This is a genomic window from Streptomyces hydrogenans (assembly GCF_014656075.1).
In the GTDB taxonomy this organism is placed as follows: Bacteria; Actinomycetota; Actinomycetes; order Streptomycetales; family Streptomycetaceae; genus Streptomyces; species Streptomyces hydrogenans.
The window spans coordinates 18,127-39,889 of record NZ_BNBS01000077.1 but is presented as its reverse complement, the minus strand read 5'-3'; the positions used below and the strand labels follow the sequence as shown (position 1 = coordinate 39,889).

At 73.9% G+C, this 21,763-nt stretch carries 21 protein-coding genes; 10 read left to right on the top strand and 11 right to left on the bottom strand.

The genetic code is table 11. The features are described 5' to 3' along the window. From IE321_RS27400 to IE321_RS27365, 8 genes are all read right to left on the bottom strand, one after another. Nucleotides 1-2,121 (bottom strand): hypothetical protein (locus tag IE321_RS27400; protein ID WP_190224903.1); only part of this gene is annotated, 2,121 nt, incomplete at its 3' end. 11 nt (nt 2,122-2,132) lie between these two features. After that, nucleotides 2,133-3,986, bottom strand: a complete 1,854-nt coding sequence (pstS, locus tag IE321_RS27395) for a phosphate ABC transporter substrate-binding protein PstS (protein ID WP_226651313.1) — start codon at nt 3,984-3,986, stop codon at nt 2,133-2,135. Beyond that, nucleotides 3,983-5,197, bottom strand: coding sequence for a phosphate ABC transporter permease PstA (gene pstA / locus IE321_RS27390; protein WP_190224902.1), 1,215 nt, complete (start codon nt 5,195-5,197; stop codon nt 3,983-3,985). Before pstA ends, pstS begins: the two co-directional genes overlap by 4 nt. A gap of 13 nt (nt 5,198-5,210) precedes the next feature. Next, nucleotides 5,211-6,254 (bottom strand): phosphate ABC transporter permease subunit PstC, encoded by a 1,044-nt coding sequence (pstC, locus tag IE321_RS27385; RefSeq protein ID WP_079022147.1) that lies wholly within the window; start codon nt 6,252-6,254, stop codon nt 5,211-5,213. Between the two features lie 78 nt (nt 6,255-6,332). After that, entirely contained in the window at nt 6,333-6,704 is a 372-nt protein-coding gene (locus IE321_RS27380; RefSeq protein WP_043225842.1) for a DUF1508 domain-containing protein, read from the bottom strand. A 143-nt stretch (nt 6,705-6,847) separates the two neighbouring features. After that, nucleotides 6,848-7,492 carry a PH domain-containing protein gene (locus IE321_RS27375; RefSeq protein WP_043225843.1) on the bottom strand — a complete coding sequence of 215 codons (645 nt, stop codon included), beginning with the start codon at nt 7,490-7,492 and terminating at the stop codon, nt 6,848-6,850. Nucleotides 7,493-8,003: 511 nt separating this feature from the next. Next, nucleotides 8,004-8,627 carry a class F sortase gene (locus tag IE321_RS27370; protein ID WP_190224901.1) on the bottom strand — a complete coding sequence of 208 codons (624 nt, stop codon included), beginning with the start codon at nt 8,625-8,627 and terminating at the stop codon, nt 8,004-8,006. A gap of 134 nt (nt 8,628-8,761) precedes the next feature. Beyond that, nucleotides 8,762-10,225, bottom strand: coding sequence for a hypothetical protein (locus tag IE321_RS27365; protein WP_190224900.1), 1,464 nt, complete (start codon nt 10,223-10,225; stop codon nt 8,762-8,764). Nucleotides 10,226-10,519: 294 nt separating this feature from the next. On the opposite strand from IE321_RS27365, the gene deoC reads away from it, so the two are divergent. The 4 genes from deoC (at nt 10,520) to IE321_RS27345 (ending at nt 15,300) form a co-directional block, all read left to right on the top strand. Next, complete coding sequence (gene deoC, locus IE321_RS27360; protein WP_190224899.1) at nt 10,520-11,485, top strand: deoxyribose-phosphate aldolase; 966 nt, start codon at nt 10,520-10,522, stop codon at nt 11,483-11,485. 5 nt (nt 11,486-11,490) lie between these two features. Then, complete coding sequence (locus IE321_RS27355; protein WP_043225848.1) at nt 11,491-12,927, top strand: aldehyde dehydrogenase family protein; 1,437 nt, start codon at nt 11,491-11,493, stop codon at nt 12,925-12,927. Next, nucleotides 12,920-13,810, top strand: a complete 891-nt coding sequence (locus IE321_RS27350) for an aldehyde dehydrogenase family protein (protein WP_043225849.1) — start codon at nt 12,920-12,922, stop codon at nt 13,808-13,810. Before IE321_RS27355 ends, IE321_RS27350 begins: the two co-directional genes overlap by 8 nt. Before the next feature lie 77 nt (nt 13,811-13,887). Beyond that, nucleotides 13,888-15,300, top strand: a complete 1,413-nt coding sequence (locus IE321_RS27345) for a TerD family protein (RefSeq protein WP_190224898.1) — start codon at nt 13,888-13,890, stop codon at nt 15,298-15,300. 10 nt (nt 15,301-15,310) lie between these two features. Here the strand turns inward: IE321_RS27345 and IE321_RS27340 are convergent, their stop codons facing one another. Further along, the gene (locus IE321_RS27340) at nt 15,311-15,715 is read right to left on the bottom strand and encodes a hypothetical protein (protein ID WP_043225850.1); all 405 of its coding nucleotides are present in this window, start codon (nt 15,713-15,715) and stop codon (nt 15,311-15,313) included. A 52-nt stretch (nt 15,716-15,767) separates the two neighbouring features. On the opposite strand from IE321_RS27340, the gene IE321_RS27335 reads away from it, so the two are divergent. Continuing rightward, on the top strand, nt 15,768-16,463 hold the full coding sequence (locus tag IE321_RS27335) for an ATP-binding protein (protein ID WP_190224897.1): 696 nt from the start codon (nt 15,768-15,770) through the stop codon (nt 16,461-16,463). Nucleotides 16,464-16,596: 133 nt separating this feature from the next. On the opposite strand, the gene IE321_RS27330 is transcribed toward IE321_RS27335, so the two are convergent. After that, the gene (locus IE321_RS27330; RefSeq protein WP_190224896.1) at nt 16,597-17,316 is read right to left on the bottom strand and encodes a SigE family RNA polymerase sigma factor; all 720 of its coding nucleotides are present in this window, start codon (nt 17,314-17,316) and stop codon (nt 16,597-16,599) included. Between the two features lie 171 nt (nt 17,317-17,487). Between IE321_RS27330 and afsQ1 the strand changes: the two genes are divergently transcribed. The 5 genes from afsQ1 to IE321_RS27305 all read left to right on the top strand — a co-directional run bounded on the left by afsQ1 (nt 17,488) and on the right by IE321_RS27305 (nt 21,244). After that, a complete protein-coding gene (afsQ1, locus tag IE321_RS27325) occupies nt 17,488-18,165 on the top strand; it encodes a two-component system response regulator AfsQ1 (RefSeq protein WP_190224895.1) in 678 nt (225 codons plus the stop codon). Then, nucleotides 18,162-19,715 (top strand): ATP-binding protein, encoded by a 1,554-nt coding sequence (locus IE321_RS27320; RefSeq protein WP_043225857.1) that lies wholly within the window; start codon nt 18,162-18,164, stop codon nt 19,713-19,715. The genes afsQ1 and IE321_RS27320 overlap by 4 nt, the downstream gene beginning before the upstream one ends. After that, nucleotides 19,712-20,323, top strand: a complete 612-nt coding sequence (locus tag IE321_RS27315; RefSeq protein ID WP_043225858.1) for a hypothetical protein — start codon at nt 19,712-19,714, stop codon at nt 20,321-20,323. The genes IE321_RS27320 and IE321_RS27315 overlap by 4 nt, the downstream gene beginning before the upstream one ends. Before the next feature lie 72 nt (nt 20,324-20,395). Further along, nucleotides 20,396-20,947 carry a VanZ family protein gene (locus IE321_RS27310; protein WP_226651312.1) on the top strand — a complete coding sequence of 184 codons (552 nt, stop codon included), beginning with the start codon at nt 20,396-20,398 and terminating at the stop codon, nt 20,945-20,947. A 90-nt stretch (nt 20,948-21,037) separates the two neighbouring features. Then, the gene (locus IE321_RS27305) at nt 21,038-21,244 is read left to right on the top strand and encodes a PspC domain-containing protein (RefSeq protein ID WP_190224893.1); all 207 of its coding nucleotides are present in this window, start codon (nt 21,038-21,040) and stop codon (nt 21,242-21,244) included. 74 nt (nt 21,245-21,318) lie between these two features. Here the strand turns inward: IE321_RS27305 and IE321_RS27300 are convergent, their stop codons facing one another. Next, nucleotides 21,319-21,705 (bottom strand): hypothetical protein, encoded by a 387-nt coding sequence (locus IE321_RS27300; protein ID WP_190224892.1) that lies wholly within the window; start codon nt 21,703-21,705, stop codon nt 21,319-21,321. Nucleotides 21,706-21,763: the final 58 nt, after the last annotated feature.

Below are 21,763 nucleotides of genomic sequence, written 5' to 3'. Positions count from 1 at the left end.
GCCGGGCCCGGGCGGGGCGCCGCGCTCCAGCCGGTCGGCGGCGGCCAGCTCGCGGGCCTCGAGTCCGGCGGGCAGGGGGGCGTAGCCGAGGGGCAGTTCGCCGGGGGCGACGCCCTGCTTCTGGCCGGGGCCCGCCGCGTACCGCATCACCCGCGCGTAGTCCTTGCGGACGTCGGCGGGCAGCCGGTCGGAGGCGGCGGCGTAGGTGACGACCGTGAGCGGGTAGGCGCCCTCGCGCGCGCGGGCCGGGTCGGGGGCGAGGACCCCGGGGACGGCCGTGTCGCGGAACTGTCCGACCGCCTGGAGCATGGCGCCGGTGGTGGGCGCGACGTAGGTGCCGTCGGCGTTCGGCAGGGCGGCGGTCTGGAGCTGGTAGCGGGCGGCGGAGGCGGTGTCGGTGATGCCGTAGGCCCGGCGGGCGCCGGGCAGGACCAGGCCGGAGACGAGCTTGGGCTCGTTGGTGAAGGAGTCGGTGGCCACCTGGTCCTTGGCGCCGTTGGTGCCCCGGCGCACCCAGCGCGCGACGTCGTGGAGGTCGGTGCCGTAGGGGGAGCGTTCCAGGAGGCCGTAGGAGACGCCGGGCTGTCCCGGGGCCGGGGAGAGTTCGGTGAGGGTGGGGTCGGCCTTCGGGAATTCGTCGGAGCCGTTCCGGGCGAGGTCCAGTTCCTTGAAGTGGGGGTTGACCTTCATGCCCCACGGATCTGCTTTTCCGCCCAGGAAATCGCGGGCCGCCGCATCGGCCCGGACGTAGTTCCAGACGACGCGCGTGACGTCCGACCGTTCGGCGGAGAGGAGGATTCCGCCGGGATAGTTCTGGGGCGCCTGGAGGAAGGTCCTGAATTGCGGATTGAGGTCCAGGAATTCCGGGTCCCGCAGGATGGACAGCGGATTGTCCTTGAGGTGGTCCGGGGCGGGCGTCGCCCGGGTGACGAAGCGGACGTCGTACGGGTACGAGGCGGTCAGCAGCTTCGCGAGGAGCCGCGGGTTCAGCCGCAGGTCCTTCACGAGCCCGATCTTCTCGGCCTCCCAGTAGAAGCCGACGGTGAGGGCGCTGACGGCGACGGGGGCGTGCACGAAGCCGGCCTTCTCGCCGCCCTCGACGGGCGCGACGGTGAAGCCGAGGCCGGGTGAGGTGGTGGTGGGGTTGAGCAGGCCGAAGCGGACCTGCTCCTCGCCGCGCTGGGTGAAGGTGAAGCGGGTGGCGCCGCCGGCGCACAGGGCGGACTGCCAGGAGGTGACGGCGTCCGTGACCAGTTCGGAGCCGGTGATCCGGCGCTCGGCCTTGTCGGTGGGGCAGGCGTCGCCGACGGGGAGGAAGTCGAGCGGGAAGACCATCCGCCGGTTCCAGTTGCTCGTGGACAGCGGCGAGGTGTGCGGGCGGAGGTTGTTGCCGGTCGAGCCGTCCGGCTCGTGGGAGCCGCGGGGCACCACGACGAGCCAGCAGCCCCGGCCGCGGACGGCGGTCCCGGTGCCGACGGGATCGCCGCAGCCGAGGTGCGGGGCCTCCCGGGTGGACTGGAGGTTGAAGGCCGTCTCGCCGGTGCCGTCGACCTGGGTGCGGGCGAACGCCTCCTCGTTGGTGTCGCTGGGGTTGAAGTAGGTCCAGTCGGTGAGCGAGGCCGTGGGGGCGCCCGAGACGGGCGTGAAGGGGACGAACGGGTCGGTCGTCTGTCCGGGCAGGCCCGGGTAGGGGATCGGCTCGTCGTACTCGGTCTCCAGCGGGTCGGATCCGACGGGGATCAGCCGCTGGCCGATGAACGAGCCGTAGTTGCCGTTGCCGGGGCCGATGCGGGAGGCGCCGTACTGGCACTGCTCGCGCTTCGGGCCGGCCGGGTCGTCGCCCCAGCACTGCATGATCTGGAGGTAGTCGGTGGCCGTGCCCTGCGTCGGCGTGCCGCCCTTCCAGGTGACCCGCAGGCCCTGTCCGCGCAGGTTCCGCGTCTGGTGGACGGTCACCTCCAGGTCGGAGAAGTCGTCGTACGGGCCCTTGGTGCCGCGCTGGGTGACGGCCGAGCCGTCCGGTTCCGCGGCGGCCGCGGCGGGGTCCCGGGGCAGCGGGAGCAGGGCGAGCACGAGGGCGGCGAGCAGGGCGCCGAGGCCGGTGGCGCGGGGGTGCTTCATGCGGGGGTGCTTCACCGGGTGCCTCCCGGGCGTTCGGCGCGGTTCGCCAGGAAGCGGCCGACCAGCGGCGGCGCGATGACGGTGGCGAGGAGCAGGAAGGCGGAGAGGACCATCAGCAGGCCGCGCAGGCCGGCGCCGGTGTCGGCGGCGAGGGTGACGGGGGTGCCGACGACGGGGTTCCCGGCGAACTCGCCGCCGCCCGCCGCGCCGCCCGCGCCGCCCGCGCCTCCGGCGCCGCCGTCCGCGACGAGGTCGCCGGTGTCGGGGTCGACGGCCCCGCCGGAGGTGCCGGAGGCCGTACCACCGGTGCCGGTGGCCGTGCCGGCCGTGGAGCCGCCGGTGCCGGTGGTCCCGGTCGCTCCGGTGCCGGTCGCGCCGGCGGAGCCGGTACCCGATCCCGTTCCCGTGCCCGAGGCGGTGCCGGAGCCTGCGCCGCCGCCGTTCGTGCCGGCGCCCGAAGCGCCGCCGGTACCGGCACCGCCGGCGCCGCCGGATCCGCCCGAGGCGCCTCCGGTGGCCGAACCGCCCGCCGTGTCACCGCTGTTGGCGACGGGGGTCGCCACGCCCTTGGCGCCGCCGGTGCCGTCGGCGCACTGCCGGGCGCCCCGCTGGTCGCAGGGCTTCGGTCGCGGGGCGTTCCTGGCCAGGGTGTTGGAGCCGTCGGAGGAGAAGGTGGGGTTGCGGCAGGAGGAGAGGTCCACGGCGCCGGTGGGGGCGCCGGGGATGCGGCGGACCTGGTCGAAACCGGCCTGGACGAGGTTCTTCGGCAGCGGCGAGTAGCCGAGCTCCTCGGCCTGTTGCTGCCCCTCGCAGAGGAAGTAGCGGGCGAAGGTGCCGAGCGAGCGGCCCTTCTCGGTGGTGTGCGGGGCGGTCTGCGAGGTGGGGACGACCATGTAGCTGTAACTGGACAGCGGATAGGAGCGGTCGTCGCCGGAGCGGTAGACGCCGTCGAGGATCTGGGTGAGGTAGTCGGGCGAGGAGCGGTCGGTGTTGATCCGGGCCTGGAGGAGGGCGACGGCGACGGCCTGGGCGGTGGGCTCGACGTAGTAGCCGGAGCGGTTGAGGACCTTGACGACCGGGAAGTGGGCGTTGACCGCGTACGAGTACTCGACGTAGGTGATCGCGCCCTCGCCCTGCGGCTGGCGGACGTGCGCCGAGACGCCGAGGGAGCCGGACTTGGCGACGGTGGTGGTACCGGGCACGACGGGGAAGTACGAGGTCATGCCGCAGGGCGTGGAGCGGCCTGCGCGGCGGCAGTGGTCGTTCCAGTCCCCGCCGTGCTCCTTGGCGAGCCAGGTGGTGAACTGGGCGGTGGTGCCCGAGCCGTCGGAGCGGACGACGGGCACGATCCGGCGGGCGGGGAGCGTGAGGCCGGGGTTGTCGGCCTTGATCTCGGGCGCGTTCCACATGGTCAGCCGCCCGGTGAAGATCTTCGCCAGGACGGGGCCGGAGAGGCGAAGGTTGGTGACCTGGCGGCCGCCGATGCGGAGGTTGTACATGAAGGCGGTGCCGCCGGCCACGATCGGCATGTAGGCGTAGCCGCGTCCCGGCGGGACGTCGGTGGCGCCGCCGTCGGTGAGGCCGTAGGGGATCTCGGAGACGGCGAAGTCGACGGTGCCGTTCTTGAACTGCTCGCGGCCCTGCGAGGAGCCGTTGGCGTTGAAGTTGACGGTCAGTCCGATGTTGGCCCCGATGTTGCGGCGCCACTGCTCGACGGCGTTGGAGCTCCAGGTGGAGCCCGAGCCGGTGATCTTGGTGTAGCCGGCGGCCTGGGCGGCGGGCGGGCCCGCCAGGAGGGCGAGCAGCGCGCAGAGCACGGTGCCCAGGCCCAGGAGGGTGCGGGTGAGCGGGACGGGCGATCTCACGGCGTGCTCCTCGGAGGTGCGGGCGGGGCGGTACGGGCGGGGGCGGGGGCGAACCGGGCCGCGTCCGCCCGGGAGGCGGCGGTCCGGCGCCGCTCCTGGCGCCTCGTCAGCTGACCGGGCCCGCGTCCGCCGGCGATCCGGGCGAGCACGAAGAGCAGCAGGACGAGGAGCATCAGCACGGCGGCGGTGCCGAAGCCGCGGGCGATCATGTTCGGTTCGGGCGACTTGACCAGCTCGAAGGTGGCGAGCGGCAGGGAGACCTGGGCGCCGGAGGTCGGCAGCGCGTTGAGCTCGGCGGTGAAGCCTGCGGTGAGCAGCACCGGGGAGGTCTCCCCCACCCCGCGGGCGGTGCCGAGGATGACGGCCGTGGTGAGGCCGGAACGGGCGGTGGGCAGCACGACGTGCCAGACGGTCCGCCAGCGCGAGGCGCCCATGGCGTACGAGGCTTCGCGCAGGGTGCCGGGGACGAGCCGGATGACGACGTCGGAGGCGCGGATGATGATCGGCAGCATCATCACGGAGAGGGCGAGGGCGGCGGCGAGGCCGGAGCGCTCCATGCCGAGGGCCAGGATCACGGTCGCGTAGACGAAGAGTCCGGCGACGATCGACGGCAGCGCGGTCATCGCCTCGACGATCGTGCGGACCAGGCGGGCGAAGGCGCCGGGGACCTCGTTGAGGAAGACGGCGCAGACGACGCCGGCGGGGACGGTGAGGACGAGCGCGATGCCGACCTGTTCCAGGGTGCCGACGACGGCGTGCAGGACGCCGCCGGTGTCGAGCGGTTCGAGCGGCCCGGCGAGGCTCATGTCCTCGGTGAAGAAGTTGAGGTGGACGAGGGCCCGGCGGCCTTCCCAGAGGGTGAAGGCGACGACGAAGACGAGGACGGCGAGGAGGACGAGCCCGAGGGTGCGGACGACCACGCCGGCAACCCGGTCGCGGACGGCGGGCCCGTCCTCGTCGAAGGAGACGAGCAGGGCGTAGAGGCCGAGGAAGAGGGCGTACGCGACGAGGACGAAGCCGACGGTGCCGCTGAAGGGCAGCAGGCGGGCGAAGAGCAGCCAGGTGAGGGCGAGCGCGGCGGCCGCGGCGCCGAGCACGGCGTAGACGTCGGTGGCGCGCGCGCCACCGGTGGCGCGGCGCCGTTCGGGGCCGGCCGGCGGGGCCTGCTCGGCGGCCGGCCGCGCGGTCGGCCGCTCCGGGGCGATGGTCATGTGGTTTCCCCTGTTACGCGTCGCTGGACGCGCCGGAGCGGCTGCGGGCGACGATGGACGAGGCGGCGAAGTTGACGATCAGGGTCATGACGAAGAGCGCGAAGCCGGCCGCCATCAGGGCGGACATGCCGAAGGCGGTGGCCTCGCCGTAGCGCAGGGCGATGAGCGAGGAGACCGAGCTGGTGCCGGTCTGGAGCACGTGCCACTGGATGGTGAAGACCTGCGAGATGACCATGTAGACGGCGATGGTCTCGCCGAGGGCGCGGCCGAGGCCGAGCATGGTGCCGCCGATCATGCCGCCCTTGCCGAAGGGCAGGACGACGGAGCGGATCATGCCCCAGCGGGTGGCGCCGAGCGCGTAGGCGCCCTCCCGCTCGCCGGCCGGGGCCTGGGAGAAGACCTCGCGCATGATCGAGCAGATGATCGGCGCCACCATCATGGCGACGACGAGCCCGGCGACGAAGGTGGAGGAGGTGTAGACGGTGGGCGGGGCGAGCGGGTCGTCGGGGTCGGCCCCCTCGACGCGCAGGAACGGGATCCAGCCGAGGTACGCGGAGATCCAGCGGGCGATCGGCAGGATCGATTCCTCCAGCCAGAACACCCCCCACAGGCCGTAGACGACCGAGGGCACGGCGGCCATCAGGTCGACGGTGGAGATCAGGGTGCGGCGCAGCCGGGGCGGGGCGTACTCGGAGATGTAGAGCGCGGCGCCGGTGGCGAGCGGCACGGCGACGACGATCGCGACGAGGGCGATGAGGACGGTGCCGGTGAGGACCGCGGCGATGCCGAACCGTCCGGCGTCCGGCTCCCAGTTCTCGGTGGTGAGGAAGGAGCCGCCGGCCCGGTCGAGGGCCTGCCACGCGCGGTGCAGCAGGAAGCCGCCGACGAGCAGCATCACGGCGAGGACGAGGCCGCCGCCGGTGCGGGCGACGCCGCGGAAGACCCGGTCGGCGGGGCCGGGGTCGGCGTACAGCCGTCTCGGCGTGTCGGGCGGGCCGTCGGGCCGCGGGTCAGGAGCGCCGGGCGGCGCGGTCGTGTCGGTCGTCTCGGTCGTCACGGGAAGGACGTAAGTCCCGCCCGGTGGACGGGTGCGCCACGCGACGTGAACGAGGGGAGCCCGCCGGGCAACTTCCGTTCACCATAAGCCGGTCGAGCTCCACCGGGCGGCCTCGGCGGCCAGCAGGGCGCGGAACCGGTCGTAGGCGGAGCGGCAGGTGGAGTGGCGCTCGTACGCCCTCCCGGAGAGCGCCGCGGCCCGCCCGTCGGCGTCGCGCAGCAGCCAGACCCAGCCGTTGCCGCCCGCGGTGTGCTGCACCCCGCCCCCCAGGGTCGCGTGCTCCGCGCAGAGCGCCGCGAAGGCGGCCCGGCAGGCGGCGTGGTCGGCGAAGCACTGCCCGGACCGTGCCACCACCCGCCCGTTCTGCGCGACCAGCCGCCAGCCGTACCGGCCGTCGGATCTGATGTCGACCAGACAGCGTGTCCCGGACACACCGGTGCCCTTGGTCATTGCCCCCACCCCCACAGTCTCGGCACGGGCAATCTATTGACGCCGCCGGGATCGTCGGGCACCAAACCAGCCGCGGGAGGCATGCTTCACCCCGCCGTTGCCCCTTGGACACCGGCGGGGTGGAGGAGGGTACGGGGCCGGTCTCAGCCGGTCGCGGCGAGCACCACGAAGAGGACCAGGCCGACGGCGGCGGGGGCGATGATCTCGTACGCCCAGCGGATCTGCGGCGCGCCCTGCGCCTCGGGCCGGCCCTGGTAGCGCTCGGCCATCTCGCGCAGGTCGGCGACGTTCTGGTCGCTGGGGGCGACGCGCGAGGCGGAGTCCCGGACGTCGGCGGTGACGGAGGTGCGGCCGTGGGGGTCGTCCTGGGAGGCGCGGGCGGCGCGGCGGGCGGCCCGCTTCCGCTGCCGCAGCGAGACGGGCACGGCCCACAGCTGGTACTTGGCGCCCTCCTGCGTGAAGACCTCGCTGGAGTAGCCGGCCCGGACGTCGGCGACGGCGGCCCAGGGCAACAGGATCGAGCGGAAGGGGTTGCGGATCCGGAGCCGGTCCTCGTTCGCGTACACGGCGGGCCGGATGGTGAAGGCGAGGACGAGCGGCACGACGAGCAGCAGTCCGGCCAGCGCCAGCCAGGGCGTCCGCCCCTCGCCGCGCAGCATCGCGTCCCCGGCGAGCAACAGCGTCAGGGCGAGCAGGAAGGCGCCTCCCACGATGCCGGAGGTGGAGCGGTAGACGCGGTCGGCGAAGGTCGGCTCGGGATTCGGCTCGGAGGGCGCGGGGCTCGTCATGCCGCCGATTCTGCCTCAGGAGCCCCCACGCGGCTCGGGCGCCCCGCTCGGCACGGGGCCGGGCCGGGGGCACGACCGGGGCGGGACGCCGGTGCGGCCGGGGCGGGGCGTCGGTGCGGCCGAGGCGGGGCGTCGGTGCGGCCGGGGCGAGGCGTCGGTGCGGCCGGGGCCGGGCATCGGCACGGTCCGGGGCGGGCGTCGGTGCGGCCGAGGCGGGCCCGCGGTGCGGCCGGGGCCGGGCATCGGCACGGTCGGGGCGGGGCGTCGGTGCGGCCGAGGCGGGCCGTCGGTGCGGCCGGGGCCGGGCATCGGTGCGGCCGGGGCCGGGCATCGGCACGGTCTGAGCGAGGCGTCGGCACGGCCGGGGCGAGGCATCGGCACGGTCGGGGCGGGCGTCGGTGCGGCCGAGGCGGGCCCGCGTGCGGGCCGAGGCCGGAGAGCCGGTCCCGCGTACGGCCGGGGTTCCGCCTCCCCCCGCCCCCGCCCCGGACCCCTCCCCCTCCCCCGGCCCTCAGGCCGGACGGGCGGTGACCAGGTCGGCGTACAGGATGATGTTGTCGGGCCGGTGGCCGTCGACGAGTTCGCCGCCGCAGGTGATCACGCGGAGTTCGGGGCGGCGGGTGTCGCCGTAGACCTTCTCGGTCGGGAAGGCGTCCTTGTCGACCTGCTGGAGCTCGCGGACGCGGAAGACCGCGGCGGTGCCGTCCGCGCGGGTCACGGTGATCTCGTCGCCGACCCGGACCTTCGAGACGTCCTTCAGCACGGCGGGGCCCCGCGCGGTGTCGAAGTGCCCGATGAGGACGGCGGGTCCGGTCTCGCCGGGCGTGACGCCCTTGCCGTACCAGCCGATCCGGTCGGCCTGGGCGACCGAGGGCACCTCGACCGTGCCGTCGGCGTTCAGCCCGAGGTCCAGGACGCCCCGGGCGTCCACGGCGGCGGCGGGCAGCTGGACCCGCACCGGCAGCGAGCGGGCGAGCGGCTTCACGGGCGCGGCGGAGGCGGTGCCGGTGGGCGCCGGGGCGGCGGACTCCGCGATCCGGGCGGGCGGGGTGTCGGCGGTGGTCCCGCCCTGGGCCGAGCAGCCGGTGAGGGCGGCCACGAGGAGGACGGCGGCGGTGAGGGTACGGCGGCGCATGGGACGGCTCCGGGGTGGACGGGTGCGGCCGGCCGTCGTGGGGTGTCGACGGCCGGCCTGGATGGTTCGGTGCTCCGGGCTCGGGTCAGGGGCGAGGAGCGGGGCGTGCGGGTCGTACGCGCGGGGTGTACGGCTCAGCCCCGGGCCGCGACGGCACGGCGGCGCAGCACGGTGAAGCCGAGCCCGGCGGCGGCCAGCGAGGCGGCACCGGCGCCGACGGCGAGGAGCGTGGCGGAGCCCTCCTGGGCGGTCGGCTCGGCACCGGCCGCGACGCCGCCGCGCGGGACGACGGAGGTCTGGCCGCCCTGCGTCTGGGTGCCGGTGCCCGTGCCGCCGCTCTGGGTCTGGCCGGCCGGGGCCGTCTCCAGGACGCAGCCCTTCGGGAGCGCGGGGAAGGGGTGGCTGACGCCCTTGGCGGTGCCGCCCTCGACCTTGGTGTACAGCGACGGGGTGGCGGTGAAGGCGCCGTCGATCCGGGCGACGATGCCGGCGCTCGCGGGCAGCGAGGGGTGCTCGCGGTCGAGGACGCCGATGACCTTCTCGTCCCCGGCGGTGACGAGCTTCGCCTTCGGGCCCTTGGTGGTCATGGTCAGCTGGGCCTGGGTGCCCGCGCCGATCGCGTACGTGATGTCGCTGACGCAGTCGGCGGCCTTGCCCCCGGCGAGGTCGTACGGCTGCGGCGCGGACTGCTCCTTCTGGCCCGGGACGAAGGCGGCGAAGGAGCCGGGCGACTCCAGGACGACGACGGCCTTGCCGAGGAAGTAGACCTTGCGGTCGCCCGCGACGAGGTAGAAGAAGCCGCTGCCCTTGCCGGTGGCGGGGTCGACGGTCTGGAGGCCGTAGTGGCCGTCCTTCTGGCCGACCTCCACGATCGTGCCGTCCGCCAGGCGGTAGTGGCCGGGCTTCGCGGCGGTGGAGTTGCCGATCCAGTTGTGGATGCTGCCGTCCGGGTTGAGGACGAGGTACTCGCCGTTGTCCTGGCCCGCGACGGAGCGGGTGACCGCGTGGAGCTCGCCGACCTTGTCCCCGCCGCGGAAGAGCTCGGCGAACCAGTTCTCCTCCCGGAGCTTGTAGATCTTGGCGACGGTGCCGCTGAGCAGCGTGTCGGTGCGGACCAGCGTGGCGTGCTCGGGGCCGGCCTCGACGGCGGTCACCTCGCCCTCGGCGTCCAGGGTCACCGCGTACCCGGCGAAGACCTTGGTCTCCTCGCCGCCGTAGCCGCCGCCGGCCTTCAGCTCGCCGAGCACCGAGGTGCCGCGCAGGACGGTGGCGGTGAAGTAACGGTGCTGGGTGCCGCGGTTGTAGACCTTCGCCGTGAGGCCGCCGTCGAGCGCGACGGTGCGGACCAGGACGTCGGCGTCGGGGGCGGTGTCGGCCGCGTCGGCGGCCGGGGCGGTGGTGGCGGGAGCCTGGGTGGCGGGGGCGGTGGTGGCAGCGGCAGCGGCCGGCTTCGCGGCGGTCTTCGCGGGCACGGTGGCGGTCGCGGTCGCGGTCGGCGCCGGGGTCGCGGCGAAGGCGCTGCCGGCCGCGAGGACCGGGGCGGCGGCGACGCCGGCGACGAGCGCGGTGGCGAGGGCGGTGCGAAGGGCGGTGCGCATAACGACTCCCGAGAAGATTCGGTGGTGGACGGAGCAGAGCCGCATGCCTGGCTGATGTCTCGATCGGGGAGGGCCGGTGAGTTCTCGCTGGCTGCTGATAAAGAATCTAAAGATCTTGTATGGGGGAGCAGTCCGCTCCACGTCACAGGCGTGTGACAGCCGTCACCGCGCCCCCGCACACCTCCCGCGCCCCCTTGTCCCGCCCGGCACCACGCCGCCGCGCGCCCCTGACCTCGGGCCTCCTCGGACGCCCTCCCCTGTACAGGTCGCTACGCGCGTAGATATGCTCGACTGGTGACCATGCCCACCACCGCATCCGCAGCAGCGGCCTTCGCCGACGTGACCGCGTCCGAGAGCACGCTGCGCCGCTTCCTCCACGGGCTGCCCGGCGTCGACGCCGTGGGCCTGGAGGCGCGCGCCGCGTCCCTCGGCACCCGCTCGATCAAGACCACGTCCAAGGCGTACGCCATCGACCTGGCCATCTCCATGATCGACCTGACCACGCTCGAAGGCGCGGACACCCCGGGCAAGGTCCGGGCCCTCGCCGCCAAGGCCGTCCACCCCGACCCGACCGACCGCACGGCCCCGACGACCGCCGCCGTCTGCGTCTACCCCGACATGGTGGCCACCGCCAAGGCCGCCCTCGCGGGCTCGGACGTCAAGGTCGCCTCGGTCGCCACCGCCTTCCCCGCGGGCCGCGCCGCCCTCCCCGTGAAGCTGGCCGACACCGCCGACGCGATCGCCGCCGGCGCGGACGAGATCGACATGGTCATCGACCGTGGCGCCTTCCTCGCCGGCCGCTACCTGGAGGTGTACGACCAGATCGCCGCCATCAGGGCCGAGTGCGGCGACCGCGCCCGCCTCAAGGTGATCTTCGAGACCGGCGAGCTGTCCACGTACGACAACATCCGCCGCGCCTCCTGGCTCGGCATGATGGCCGGCGCCGACTTCATCAAGACCTCGACCGGCAAGGTCGCGGTCAACGCCACCCCGGCGAACACCCTGCTCATGCTGGAGGCGGTGCGCGACTTCCGCGCCCAGACCGGCGTGCAGATCGGCGTGAAGCCGGCCGGCGGCATCCGCAACACCAAGGAAGCCATCAAGTTCCTGGTGCTGGTCAACGAGACGGCGGGCGCGGACTGGCTGGACAACCACTGGTTCCGCTTCGGCGCCTCCAGCCTGCTCAACGACCTGCTGATGCAGCGCCAGAAGATGGCGACCGGCCACTACTCCGGCCCCGATTACGTGACGGTGGACTGATCGACATGACCTCCCCCTTCGAGTACGCCCCCGCGCCCGAGTCGCGCGCGGTCGTCGACATCGCCCCGAACTACGGCCTGTTCATCGACGGCGAGTTCACCGACGCGGCCGACGGAAAGGTCTTCAAGACCGTCTCCCCCTCCACCGAGGAGGTCCTCTCCGAGATCGCCCAGGCGGGCGAGGCGGACGTGGACCGCGCGGTGAAGGCGGCCCGCAGGGCCTTCGAGAAGTGGTCCGCGCTGCCCGGCTCCGAGCGCGCCAAGTACCTCTTCAGGATCGCCCGGATCATCCAGGAGCGCAGCCGCGAGCTGGCCGTCCTGGAGACCCTGGACAACGGCAAGCCGATCAAGGAGACCCGCGACGCGGACCTCCCCCTGGTCGCCGCCCACTTCTTCTACTACGCGGGCTGGGCCGACAAGCTCGACCACGCCGGCTACGGCGCGGACCCGCGCCCGCTCGGCGTCGCCGGCCAGGTCATCCCCTGGAACTTCCCGCTGCTGATGCTGGCCTGGAAGATCGCCCCGGCCCTCGCGACCGGCAACACGGTCGTCCTGAAGCCGGCCGAGACCACCCCGCTCTCCGCCCTCTTCTTCGCGGACATCTGCCGCCAGGCGGGCCTGCCCAAGGGCGTCGTCAACATCCTCCCCGGGTACGGGGACACCGGCGCCGCCCTGGTCGCGCACCCGGACGTGAACAAGGTCGCCTTCACCGGCTCGACCGCCGTCGGCAAGCAGATCGCCCGCACGGTCGCCGGCACCGACAAGAAGGTCACCCTGGAGCTGGGCGGCAAGGGCGCCAACATCGTCTTCGACGACGCCCCGATCGACCAGGCCGTCGAGGGCATCGTCAACGGCATCTTCTTCAACCAGGGCCAGGTCTGCTGCGCCGGCTCCCGCCTGCTGGTCCAGGAGTCGATCCAGGACGAGCTGCTGGACAGCCTCAAGCGCCGCCTGTCGACGCTCCGCCTCGGCGACCCGCTCGACAAGAACACCGACATCGGCGCCATCAACTCCGAGGAGCAGCTCTCCCGGATCACCTCGCTGGTCGAGCGGGGCGAGGCGGAGGGCGCCGAGCGCTGGACCGCCGCCTGCGACCTCCCGGAGGCGGGCTACTGGTTCGCCCCGACGCTCTTCACGAACGTCACCCAGGCGCACACCATCGCCCGGGACGAGGTCTTCGGCCCGGTCCTGTCGGTGCTGACCTTCCGCACCCCGGACGAGGCCGTCGCCAAGGCCAACAACAGCCAGTACGGCCTCTCCGCCGGCATCTGGACGGAGAAGGGCTCCCGCATCCTCGCGGTCGCCAACAAGCTCCGCGCCGGTGTCGTCTGGGCCAACACGTTCAACAAGTTCGACCCGACCTCGCCCTTCGGCGGCTACAAGGAGTCGGGCTTCGGCCGCGAGGGCGGCCGCCACGGCCTGGAGGCGTACCTCGATGTCTGACACGACCCGACTCTCCGTCTTCAAGACCTACAAGCTGTACGTCGGGGGCAAGTTCCCCCGCTCCGAGAGCGGCCGGGTGTACGAGGTGAGCGACTCCAAGGGCAACTGGCTGGCGAACGCGCCGCTGTCCTCCCGCAAGGACGCCCGTGACGCGGTCGTCGCCGCCCGCAAGGCGCAGGGCGGCTGGGCCGGCGCGACCGCGTACCTGCGCGGCCAGATCCTCTACCGCGTCGCCGAGATGCTGGAGGGCCGCCGGGACCAGTTCGTCCGCGAGGTCGCGGACGCCGAGGGTCTGTCGAAGTCGAAGGCGGCGGCCCAGGTGGACGCCGCGATCGACCGCTGGGTCTGGTACGCGGGCTGGACCGACAAGATCGCCCAGGTCACCGGCGGTGCCAACCCGGTCGCCGGCCCCTTCTTCAACCTCTCCACCCCGGAGCCGACCGGCGTCGTCACCGTCCTCGCCCCCCAGGAGTCGTCCTTCCTGGGCCTGGTCTCGGTGATCGCCCCGGTCATCGCGACGGGCAACACGGCCGTCGTCATCGCCTCCGAGAAGGCCCCGCTCCCCGCGCTCTCCCTGGGCGAGGTGCTGGCCACCTCCGACCTCCCCGGCGGCGTGGTCAACATCCTCTCCGGCAAGGCCGCCGAGATGGGCCCGCACCTCGCGGCCCACCTGGACGTCAACGCGATCGACCTGACGGGCGCGGACGCCGACCTGGCCCGCGAGCTGGAGATCGCGGCCGCGGAGAACCTCAAGCGCGTCCTGCGCCCCCGCACCGAGGACTTCGCCGAGTCCCCCGGCACGGACCGCATGACCGCCTTCCTGGAGACGAAGACCGTCTGGCACCCCACGGGCTCGCTGGGCGCCTCCGGCTCCTCGTACTAGCCCCACCCTCCGCAAGGCCCCCGGATTCCGCACCCGGGGGCCTTGCGCATGACCGCGATCGATCGCAAGATCCGGACATGATGAGGGGATTGATCAAGGGGGACAACGCCTTCGTCCCGACGGCCGCGCTGCGCGTCGCCGTCCGGAGCGGGGTGGACGTCGCGGCGCTGCTCGTGACGGAGCGGGGCAGGGTCCGGGGGGACGCCGACATCGTGTTCGACGGCGCTCCGGCGCACGCGTCGGGCGCGGTACGGCTCGCGGAGGGCGAGGACGGCACGGTGTGGCTGGACGCCGACCTCGCGGGCGTCGAGGAGGGCGTCGACCGCGTCCTCGTCGTCGTGTCGACGGAGGAGGGCGCGCTGCGGGACGCGCGCGGCCTGTCGGCGGAGGTGTTCGGGCCGGACGGCGCGACGGTCGTGGCGTACGAGGTCACCGACGCGGGCGCCGAGACGGCGATGGTCGTCGCGGAGCTGTACCGCCGCTCGGGCGGCTGGAAGTTCCGCGCGGTCGGCCAGGGGTACGTGGACGGGCTGACGGGCCTCGCGGTGGACCACGGGGTGGACCCCGACGGGGAGCCGCAGGAGCTCCCGGAACGGATCCCGGTCCCCACCCCGCCGGCCCCGGCACAGGACCTGGCGGAGGCCCCGACCCCGGCGGAGACCCAGCCGGGGGCTCCGCTCCTGCGCCCCACCCGTGACCAGCTCCTGAACATGACCCAGGACCAGATCCGGGCCCTGGCGCAGGCCCATGCCCAGGCCCGGGCGGACGCGCCCCCGGCGGCGACCGCCCCGCCCGTGCCGGAGCCCGACCCGTCGGTCTGGGCGTGCGGGCCCGTCTTCAAGCCGCGCACCGCCACCGGCCGGGACAACGACGTGATCACCATGAAGGACCTCCCGCCCGGCCCCGTCATGGTCGAGCTGGTCGTGGAGGGCGAGCACTACACGGGGCTGTGGCCGCTCGACGACTCCAACGTCAAGGGGCGTTACCTCGTCAACAGCACGGAGAAGGACTTCCGGGGCCGGGTGATCGCCTTCGTCCCCGAGCACGGGCGGCTGCGCCTGCGGCTGGAGGCGAACGGCCCCTGGCAGGTGCGGATCCTGCCGCTGGCGGAGGCCCGGCGCCTGACGGAGAACCGGCTGGAGAGCTGGGGCCCCGAGGTCCTGCTCCACACCGGGGGGACGGCGGACGCCACCTTCCACTACAAGGGCAGCAGCAACTTCATCGTCCACCTCTACCGGCTGGCCGGGCACACGGACCCCACCACGCTTCCGGAACGCGGACGGGCCGCCGTCAACGAGATCGGGGCGCGCAAGGAGACCCTGCCGCTGCCCGAAGGTCCGCTCCTGGTCTGTCTGATCGCGGCGGACGCCCCCTGGACCGCCCGCCTGAAGGACGTGCGGCCCCACAGCAGCGGCCGGAACGCGGACAGCCCGACGAAGCAGCCCGTGCCCCGCGGGGCACGCGGCTGGCTGCGCCGGGCGAGGGACTGAATCCGCCCGCCTACGGCAGCAGCTTCTGCGTCAGCGGTCCGGCGACCGGCAGGTCGGCCACCGCCCCGCCCTCGGTGAGGTGGCCGGTGACGAGGTCGGTGCCGACCGGCTTGAAGTCGGCGACCTGGGTGCCGATGCCGTTGGCGAGCGGGTCGACGCCGGTCTTGGCCAGCGGGTCCAACTGGAGCCGGGTCAGCGGGCCGAGCCCGTGCGTGACGCCGGTCAGGGCGCCCGCACCGGCCGCGCCGGCGTCCGTGCGGGTCAGCGAGTCCACCGGCAGCGGCACGGCGGCACCCGGGGCGGCCTGGGCCGCCGCCGACGCCCCCAGCACGGCGGCACCGGCCGCGGTGACACCGAGACCGGCCTTGAACAGGAGGCCGCGGCGGGGGGTCTTCGGCTCTGCGTGACGCGCCATGAGGGTCCTTCCGAGGGGTGAGCGGACGGCCACCGACAGTAGTGGAGGTGTGATGCTCGATACCAACAGCCCTCCTCGGTGGTCCCCTGGACGGGGTAATGCCTCACACTGGTGTTCCGTGAGTTCCCAACCGATCCCGACCCGGGTCGTCCTGCTCGCGGGCCCCTCAGGCTCCGGCAAGTCGTCCCTCGCCGCCGTCACCGGCCTCCCGGTCCTGCGCCTCGACGACTTCTACAAGGAGAGCGGCGACCCGTCGCTCCCGCTCGTCGACGGCAGCAGCGACATCGACTGGGACTCCCCACGTTCCTGGGACGCGGACGCCGCCGTCGCCGCGATCGTCGAGCTGTGCCGCACCGGCCGCACCGACGTCCCCGTGTACGACATCGCCACCAGCTCCCGCACCGGCAGCGACCGCCTCGACATCGAGCGGACCCCGCTCTTCATCGCCGAGGGCATCTTCGCCGCCGAGATCGTGACCCGCTGCCGGGAGCTCGACGTGCTGGCCGACGCGCTCTGCCTGCGCGGCCGCCCGTCCACCACCTTCCGCCGCCGGCTCCTGCGCGACCTGCGGGAGGGCCGCAAGTCGGTCCCGATGCTGCTGCGCCGCGGCTGGCGCCTGATGCGCGCCGAGCGGGCCATCGTCACCCGCCAGACCGCCCTGGGCGCCCACCCGTGCGCCAAGCCGGAGGCCCTGGGCCGCCTCGCCGCCGCCGCGGCGGGCCGTCACCGGACCCCCGCGGGCCGCTGAGACACCCCGCACGCGCGCGAAGCGGGCCCTACGAGACCCCCCGGACTCGTACGACCCGCTTCGCTTTTTCCCCCGTGGGCCCCAGATCCCCCCTGGAGCCCTCCCCCGTTGTTCCCCCGTGTTCCCCCGATCCTCAGGCGACGAGCTCGCCGAAGGACTCCTCCTCGTCACGGCCGAAGCTCAGCACCTCGTCCTCGCGCAGTCGCCGCAGCGACCGCCAGATGCTCGACTTCACCGTGCCGACACTGATGTCCAGGATCTCCGCGATCTCCGGATCGGTCCGGCCCTCGTAGTAGCGCAGCACCAGCATGGTCCGCTGGAGCTCGGGCAGCCGGGCCAGGGCCTGCCACAGCACCGCGCGCAGCTCGGTGCCGCGCATCGCGTCCGTCTCGCCGACCGTCTCCGGCAGCTCCTCGGTCGGGTACTCGTTGACCTTGCGCCGGCGCCAGGCGCTGATGTGCAGATTGGTCATGGTGCGACGCAGGTAACCGCCGACGGCGGCCTTGTCGCTGATCCGCTCCCAGGCGCGGTAGGTGGAGAACAGCGCGCTCTGGAGCAGGTCCTCGGCCTCGAAACGGTCACCGGTCAGGTGGTAGGCGGTGGCGTACAGGGAGGCCCGGCGCTCCTGGACGTAGGCCGTGAACTCGGCCTCCGAACAGGAACGCTCCCCCGTGGCCTCCCCGTACACCGCTCCCCCGTCAGCGACGGCGACCATGTAAGGCGCCTTGCGCTGACGCCCGACGGTACGAACGCACCCCCGTCCGTTCGCGACACCGCCGGACTTCTCGGTGCTCCGCACGTCGTGGAGACGCGTGACAACTGCGCTGTTGGTGGTGCCGTGCAGTGTGTTCATCTCGCGCCCCCCGTCGTTCGGAGTCTGTGTTTCGGTCCGTGTGCCAAGAAGCTTGCCCGGCGGACTTCATGGCGTTGTCCGCCGACTGTCACAGACGTGTCACAGGGGCGATGACGGAAGCGCGCCTCCGGGCGGTCGAACTCGGACGGCTCATGAGCCAGAATGACGTCCGTGCCTTTTCTGCTGCTGATCGAGGACGACGACGCCATCCGCACGGCCCTCGAACTCTCCCTGTCCCGGCAGGGCCACCGGGTGGCCACCGCCGCGTCGGGCGAGGACGGCCTGCTGCTGCTCAAGGAGCAGCGGCCGGACCTGGTCGTGCTGGACGTGATGCTGCCCGGCATCGACGGGTTCGAGGTGTGCCGGCGGATCCGCCGCACCGACCAGCTCCCGATCATCCTGCTCACCGCGCGCAACGACGACATCGACGTGGTCGTGGGGCTGGAGTCGGGGGCCGACGACTACGTGGTGAAGCCGGTCCAGGGGCGGGTGCTCGACGCCCGGATCCGGGCCGTGCTGCGGCGCGGCGAGCGGGAGTCGACGGATTCGGCGAGCTTCGGCTCGCTGGTGATCGACCGGGCCGCGATGACCGTGACGAAGAACGGGCTGGACCTCCAGCTGACCCCGACCGAGCTGCGGCTGCTGCTCGAACTGAGCCGGCGGCCCGGACAGGCGCTGTCCCGGCAGCAGTTGCTGCGGCTGGTGTGGGAGCACGACTACCTGGGCGACTCGCGTCTGGTGGACGCGTGCGTGCAGCGGCTGCGGGCGAAGGTGGAGGACGTGCCGTCCTCGCCGACCCTGATCCGCACGGTGCGGGGCGTCGGTTACCGGCTGGACGTCCCTGCGTGACGAAGGGGAACAGGGGGGTGTTCGCCCGGCTGCGGCTGTCCAGCCTGCGCCTGCGGCTCGTCGTGGTGTTCGCGCTGGTGGCGCTGACGGCCGCGGTGTCGGCGTCGGGGATCGCGTACTGGCTGAACCGCGAGGCGGTGCTCAAGCGCACCCAGGACAGCGCGCTGAACGACTTCCGGCAGGAGATGCAGAACCGGGCGGCGACGCTGCCGCTGCGGCCGACGCAGGAGGACCTGCGGCGCACCTCGGAGGAGATGACGGCCGGCGGCCCCGGCTACCAGGTGCTGCTGCTGGGCGAACGGGCCGCGGGGAAGCCGATCGTGGGCGCCTCGGACCCGGACGTGTTCACGCTGGCCGACGTGCCGGTGTCGCTGCGGGAGGCGGTGGACACCCGGCGCCCGGTGACGGACGCGAACCCGTATCCGTACCACCTGTTCTGGCAGCGGACGGAGCGGGGCGGGACGCCGTACCTGGTGGGCGGGACGCGGATCGACGGCGGCGGGCCCGCCGGTTACATGTTCAAGTCGCTGGCGGCGGAGAAGGCGGACCTCAACTCGCTGGCGTGGTCGCTGGGGATCGCGACCGGGCTCGCGGTGATCGGTTCGGTGCTGATGGCGCAGGTCGCGGCGTCGACGGTGCTGCGGCCGGTGCGGCGGCTGGGCGAGGCGGCCCGGCAGCTGGGCGAGGGCAAGCTGGACACCCGGCTGCGGGTGACGGGAGCGGACGAACTGTCCGATCTGTCCCGGACGTTCAACAGCGCGGCGGAGAACCTGCAGAAGAAGGTCGCGGACATGAGCGCCCGGGAGGAGTCGTCCCGGCGGTTCGTCGCCGACATGTCGCACGAGCTGCGGACGCCGCTGACGGCGCTGACCGCGGTGACGGAGGTCCTGGAGGACGAGCAGGACTCGCTGGACCCGATGATCGCCCCGGCGGTGGCGCTGGTGGTGAGCGAGACCCGGCGGCTCAACAACCTGGTGGAGAACCTGATGGAGGTGACCCGCTTCGACGCGGGCACCGCCCGGCTGGTCCTGGACGACGTGGACATCGCCGACCAGATCACCGCGTGCATCGACGCGCGGGCGTGGCTGGACGCGGTGGACCTGGACGCGGAGCGCGGCGTCATGTGCCGGCTCGACCCGCGCCGCCTCGACGTGATCCTGGCGAACCTGATCGGGAACGCGCTGAAGCACGGCGGCTCCCCGGTGCGGGTCTCGGTGCGCACCGAGCCGGGTGCGGACGACGAGGAGGAGCTGGTCGTCGCGGTGCGGGACCACGGTCCCGGCATCCCCGAGGAGGTGCTGCCGCACGTCTTCGACCGCTTCTACAAGGCGAGCGCGCAGCGGCCCCGCTCCGACGGCTCGGGCCTCGGCCTGTCGATCGCGATGGAGAACGCGCTGATCCACGGCGGGACGATCACCGCCGACAACTCGGTGGGCGAGGACGGCGCGGTGGACGGCGCGGTGTTCGTGCTGCGGCTGCCCCGGGACGCGTCGGCGGTCGCCCGCGCCCTGGGCACCGGCACCCGGCAGGGCAAGGGAGAGGACGAGTGAGGCTGCGTACGGTGGCGGCGGTGCTGCCCGCGGTGGCGCTCGCCGCGCTGGTCTCCGGCTGCGGGATCAGGACGACGACGGTGCCGGTGGACGCGGGCGCGGCCCCGTCCCGGGTGCCGTGCAACGTGCCGGAGTCGTCGGCGCCCGCGCCGGGGGTGCCGGTGCGGGCGTTCCTGGTGTGCGGTTCGCAGCTGGAGCCGGTGGACCGCAGGTCGCCGCAGCCGGAGGACAAGGCGAGCGGCGATCCGGTGCGGACGGCGTCGGCGCTCCTCGCGCAGCTGCTCGCGGAGCCGTCGGAGGCGGAGCGGCAGGCCGGTTTCACCACGGCGGTACGGGCTCCGCTGTCGGTGGCGCGCGGCCGGGCGGGCGATCCGGAGGGCACGCTGCGGCTGAGCCGGCAGCCGGAGGACCTGGCGCCGGCGGCGCTGTCGCAGCTGGTGTGCACCTTCGCGGAGAGCTCGGCGGGCGCGGGCGGGCACACGGTGCTGCTCGCGGGCCCGGGGGCGTATCCGCCGAAGCGCTACCGCTGTACGACGGAGCTGCGGGAGCGGCCCGAGTCCGCGCCGCCGACGGCTCCCGCGGCCGTCCGGGCGACGCCGGCGGGCTGAACCGGAACCGTTTCCGGCGCGGTCCGCGTCTTGGGGGGCGTGCAGCGTCAAGGTTCGGGCGGGAACGCCGCCGTGGTCGTCCGCGTGATCGGGTTCGTGCTCCTGATCGCGCATCTGCTGCTCGTCGCCTGGATCGGCCTGCTCCCACGGGACGTGGCCTGGGTGACCGCACCGAACACGGTGCCGCTGGCCGGGCTGCGGGCCGATCTGGCGCTGGGGCCCGCCGCGGCGGCCCGGCTGATCGCCGAGGGACTGCTGCTGCTCGCCCCGCTCGGGGTGCTGCTGCCGATGTGCGACGGGCGTCTCGACGCCTCGCGGTGGGGGTCGCTGGCCCGGACGACGGCGGCGGGCGCGCTGGTGTCGCTGGCCCTGGAGCTGCTCCAGACGGCGGTGCCGGGGCAGGTCGTGGACGTGGACTCGGTGCTCCTGAACACGCTCGGGGTGGCGCTCGCCCATCTCCTGGTGGTGCCGGCGGCGCGGGCGCGGCTGCGGCGCCGGCGGACGGACCCGCACGGTCCGCGGCCGGGCCGGGGTCGTTCCCGGGGTCGGGGTCGTGTCGTGATCGGGAACGAGGCGGATCAGGGTCGTACCCCGAGGATTCCCAGGGTTCCGATCGCCCGGTAGACCGACGTCGCAGGGGTGGTCGCGGCGGCACCATAGAGTCATCGGGAGGCCCGGAGGAGCGGCCTCCCGGAACCGACGAAGGAGCCCACCATGGCCGCACTTGTCCGCCCCCGCGACGGCCGGATGCTCGGCGGTGTGTGCGCGGCGCTCGCCCGGCGCTTCGGCACCTCCGCCCTGACGATGCGTGTGATCTTCCTGGCCTCGTGTCTGCTGCCCGGCCCGCAGGTCCTGCTCTACGCGGCGCTGTGGCTGCTGCTGCCGGGCGAGTCCCGGGCCACGAAGGCGGCGGCCTGGTAACGGGCCGGAGGAGTACGCCGAAGGGGCGCGGACCCGGATGTGCCGGGTGCGCGCCCCTTCGGCGTGTGCGGGGGTCAGCCGATCGGCACGCCGCCCGCGCCGAGCGGGAGGCGGCCGAGGAGGCCGGTGGCGGCGCCGAGCGGGGTGGCGCCGGCGGCGCGGGCGGCGGCGTCGGTCGGCAGGTTCTGGGTGGCCTGGCCGGCCGCCTGGGGGAGGGTCTTGACGCCCTGGTCGAGGCCCTGGCCGCGGGCGCCCTGGCCGCCGCCGAGGGCCTGGCCGGTGCCGTCGAGGCGCTCGGTGAGGCCGTCGCCCAGCGGGGCGAGCTGGGTCACGGAGCCCAGCGCGTCGGCGCCGTCGAGCGGTGCCGGGAGCGGGGCCGCGGAGGCCGTGCCGGCGGCGGCAGCGGCGAAAGCGGCGCCGAGGGCGGCGACACCGAGCTTCTTGGCAGCGGACTGCTTCATCTGAAAATCTTCCTTGGGCTTGAGGGCTGAGCTTCGGGACATCAGGAGAGCAAATCCG